Genomic DNA, 3,401 nt, shown 5'->3' with positions numbered 1-3,401 from the left:
CGAGGCGGTGCTCGCGCACATCGACTACGTAGGTGCCTGCTCTGTATGTCATTGCCCGAGGCCTCCCCAAGAGCCACCTGCTTGAACTCGACCCACCATGAGGTTTCGCAAACTTGATGCGCAACCTTTCGCCTCATGGTTGCCTCGAACGAGGTAACGACCCTGAAGGGGCTGACAGTTGTTGCCGCTAGAGTCGCCTCCTGGAGGAGGTGATCAGATGTCTGATGCCACGCCCACCCTTATGCGTCGGCGGCTCGGCGCGATCCTGAGGACCATGCGGGTCCGGGCTGGCCTAAATCTTTCGGATGCCGCCAAGCTGCTTGGCTTGTCCGGAGCTCCTACCTTGAGCAAGATTGAAAACGGCAAACAGCGGCCCGATCTGGACAAGTTCTTCAGCGTGTACGGATTTGATGACGCGACGCAGATCGCTGAGACCAGAAAGATCGCGAGGTTGGCGGAGGCCAACCGACAGAGGAACCTCTTTGCGCAGTATGGGGAGGCGATCCGCGCCTCGTTCGCCGACTTCCTCGAGCTGGAGGAAATCGCCACGCACGCTGATTCCTATGCAGCACTGGCCATCCCAGGTCTTCTGCAGACAAGGGACTACGCCCACGCAGTCATCGAAAGCAGCAGCATGTGGAGCACAGCACGTGAAGTTCGGACATTCACAGAACTGCGCATGAAACGTCAGAGTATCCTGACGTCCCGGCAAAGCGATGACATCGCCCCATCCTCGCTCTCCATGAGCTGCGTCCTCGATGAAGCATGTCTGAGACGCGAGGTAGGAGGCCCAGCCATCCTCCATAGACAGCTCAAACACCTGCTGGACGTTTCAGAGTTGCCGAACATTGAACTCCAGGTTCTCCCGTTCAGCTCCGGGGCGCACACTGGAGTCGACGGTACCTACACGGTCTTCCGGTTTGACGCAGGAGAGCCGATCGTTGCGCTGGAGCCGCTGACAACCTCCATCTACCTGGAGGAAGATGCCCATGTCGGGCGATACGACCTCGCATTCAACCAACTGCGCACGCAAGCACTCGACGCGAAAGCAACTCGAGGCTTCATCAACAAGATGATCGAGGAGGAGCGATGAGCGAGAACACCATCCACAGCGAAGTCGGATTCAAGAAGAGCAGCTACAGCTCCGGCGGTCAGAACTGCGTAGAATTTTCTCACCCTGTCAGCGTCGGCGACATCGCGATACGCGACTCGAAAGTCCCCGACGGCCCGGTACTCACATTCCCAGGCGACGTCTGGGCCAGCTTCAACACCGGCATACGCCGCGGCCAGCTGCCGTAAAGCCCGACCCTCACCATTTCAGCGAAGCCTCAGCCATCTCTCTCGAGGTCCAACAACCCCCGCCTGCGGGCATACTTCGCTACCAGCCGCTCCCGTGTCGCCGCATCGAGCCACGCCAGACGCTGCGGATCCGAATTGTGGGCCAGATCAGACCGCTTGATCAGCAGCGCGCCCGGCGCGGCAAGGTCCGGGCCGCATAGCCCTCCGGTGGCTCACCGGCCCGCTTTGTCAACGCCACAACCATGTCCCTCAACCGTGCCCCTAGCCCGCTGCGGCCGATCCCGCATCGATGGCATCCAGCGCATCTCGATCAAGCTCGCTGACTGGGTCTGCTGAGAGGTGATCCCTCCACGTTTTCAGCGGAATGCGTGCCACATAGAAGTCGGCTGCACCGTTTTCGATGTTGAATTCACCGCCCCGCTCAAACAGGATGAGCATGGGCTCAAACGGGTCTTCCAGATTGGCTTGAGACTTCGGCAAGGTGTCTTGCACCAAAGCCCACCTCAGCATGGAGTAACACAGGTTTTGCGTATGCGGCATAAGTGTGCGCTCGTGCAGAAACACTTCAATCCGGTCAGCCGACTCCATCGATACATCCGCAGCTGGAGTGACATAGCTTGCCAGATCAGGGAAGGGCCATCGATCGACAGCGTCGACCGATTGCACCCAAAGCGCCATGCGCCGCAAGTACTCCCGCATCAGTCTCGACCTTGACGCAGCATGTTCGACCTCAGCACCCAAATCATGCCAGTCGATCACCTCAAGGCGACGAATCACCGACTCGAACCTGCCTGCAGTCATCGCAGCTTCCACCCCTTCTTCGCCAAGCCTTCCTTGGCCGCCTTAACCACCTCATCGATGTTACTCAGATCATAAGCGATCTCGACTTTCGGCGGCTCCAAGCCATACTTCCTCCACAGCTGCAACGTGCCTTCTATGTCGGTTGGGACCCCTCTGAACGAGATGGGCGCAATGTCATGAGCTCCGTAGTGTTCAACATCCAGAGTAGTGCGTTCAGGATCCCAGTAAGCTGCGGTATCAGGCGTGTATGGCATTCCAGCTTTCAGAAGTTCATGCTCGACGTATTCGTGGGCCAACAGTCCACGGAACTGGCTCAGTTCACCCTGCGCTTCGCCTCTCCCTGCGAGCTTTCCGTGATATGCCTTCTGCCAGAGGTCGGCCACACTGTTCATGGGAGTGAAGTGGACCCCCCGGACAGTCTGATTCTCGCCAACCGGCACATCATGGAGGTCCGAGAACAGATTCTTCCTAGCCACCTCGATTACTCTTCTGTCGAACTGAGTATTCTCAGCGATCTGTTCAGCGTCATCCACCCTTCCACGGATCTCCTCATACACATCGTGCAGCATCTGTGAGTGATCATGTTGTTTGCGGATCCGGCAGTTCCATGGGCAATCCGAGTCCGGCTTTTGGGGGTACCTTGTGCCGTCCTCCATGGCGTATCCGGGAGCATCGACACTGTGTGCCAGGCCGCCATGGGAAGGGTCGTGAACATCTCCACCCGTCGAAAGCGGTCCCTCAGAGGTGCCGTGGTTGTCACCATGCCCCTGCTCATGCACATCCGCACCGGGAGTGTCATGCCCACCGCCGTCCGGCGGCTCACCCGGCGGCTCATGCTGCGCGGATGGCCCCCGCCCCTCGTGGGCCCCGCCGCCGCCCGGGTGCGACGCGGTGCCTTCCGCCCGTCCGGCTCCCGCGTGCACATGGTGCGCGCCTCCGCTGCCGCCCGCGTGAACCGCCTTGCCGGCGGCGGACTTCTCCGCCCCCGCCGGCACCGGCTCCCGCTCACCCGGAACCCGTACCTCCGCCGCCTCCGGCGACCCCGCGGCATGCCGCTCCCCCGCGTGCGGTGAGCCATGCGGACCGCCGCCCGAGTGCGGCCCGGATGTGCGCGCCCCCGAGCCCGCAGGGCCGCCGCCCCGCTCCACCGGTATCCCACCATGCCCCGGCCCCGACTTACCCCAGCGGTCGACCAGTCGGCCGTCCGGCCGCAGATACCGATACCGCGGGTTCTCCCCCACCAACCCCCTCGGCAGCTCGACCGTCCCGTCGGGCAGCCGGTGCGCGCCCGGCAGCCCGTC

4 protein-coding genes and 1 pseudogene are annotated in these 3,401 nt (G+C 61.6%); 2 read left to right on the top strand and 3 right to left on the bottom strand.

The window, feature by feature from the left end; all coding sequences use genetic code 11:
* The first annotated feature begins 217 nt into the window (after positions 1–217).
* Together ABCR83_RS32450 and ABCR83_RS32445 are read left to right on the top strand one after the other, a co-directional pair.
* The gene (locus ABCR83_RS32450; protein ID WP_462698851.1) at positions 218–1,093 is read left to right on the top strand and encodes a helix-turn-helix domain-containing protein; all 876 of its coding nucleotides are present in this window, start codon (positions 218–220) and stop codon (positions 1,091–1,093) included.
* Positions 1,090–1,299: a DUF397 domain-containing protein gene (locus ABCR83_RS32445; protein ID WP_462698850.1), complete on the top strand. Its 210-nt coding sequence runs from the start codon at positions 1,090–1,092 to the stop codon at positions 1,297–1,299. The genes ABCR83_RS32450 and ABCR83_RS32445 overlap by 4 nt, the downstream gene beginning before the upstream one ends.
* Before the next feature lie 29 nt (positions 1,300–1,328).
* On the opposite strand, the pseudogene ABCR83_RS32440 reads toward ABCR83_RS32445, so the two are convergent.
* The 3 genes and pseudogenes from ABCR83_RS32440 to ABCR83_RS32430 form a co-directional block, all read right to left on the bottom strand.
* Positions 1,329–1,549 (bottom strand): annotated as a pseudogene (locus tag ABCR83_RS32440) (HD domain-containing protein); the annotation flags it as partial.
* Between the two features lie 11 nt (positions 1,550–1,560).
* Complete coding sequence (locus tag ABCR83_RS32435) at positions 1,561–2,100, bottom strand: hypothetical protein (RefSeq protein ID WP_462698849.1); 540 nt, start codon at positions 2,098–2,100, stop codon at positions 1,561–1,563.
* A complete protein-coding gene (locus ABCR83_RS32430) occupies positions 2,097–2,657 on the bottom strand; it encodes a hypothetical protein (RefSeq protein WP_462698848.1) in 561 nt (186 codons plus the stop codon). Before ABCR83_RS32430 ends, ABCR83_RS32435 begins: the two co-directional genes overlap by 4 nt.
* Positions 2,658–3,401: the final 744 nt, after the last annotated feature.

Source organism: Streptomyces xingningensis (genome assembly GCF_054957865.1).
This window is presented reverse-complemented; position numbering and strand designations above follow the sequence as displayed.

What these genes read in the sequence shown, in the direction of transcription:
- ABCR83_RS32450 (WP_462698851.1), top strand. Translation starts at nt 218, where the DNA reads ATGTCTGATGCCACGCCCACCCTTATGCGTCGGCGGCTCGGCGCGATC.
- ABCR83_RS32445 (WP_462698850.1), top strand. Translation starts at nt 1,090, where the DNA reads ATGAGCGAGAACACCATCCACAGCGAAGTCGGATTCAAGAAGAGCAGC.
- ABCR83_RS32435 (WP_462698849.1), bottom strand. Translation starts at nt 2,100, where the DNA reads ATGACTGCAGGCAGGTTCGAGTCGGTGATTCGTCGCCTTGAGGTGATC.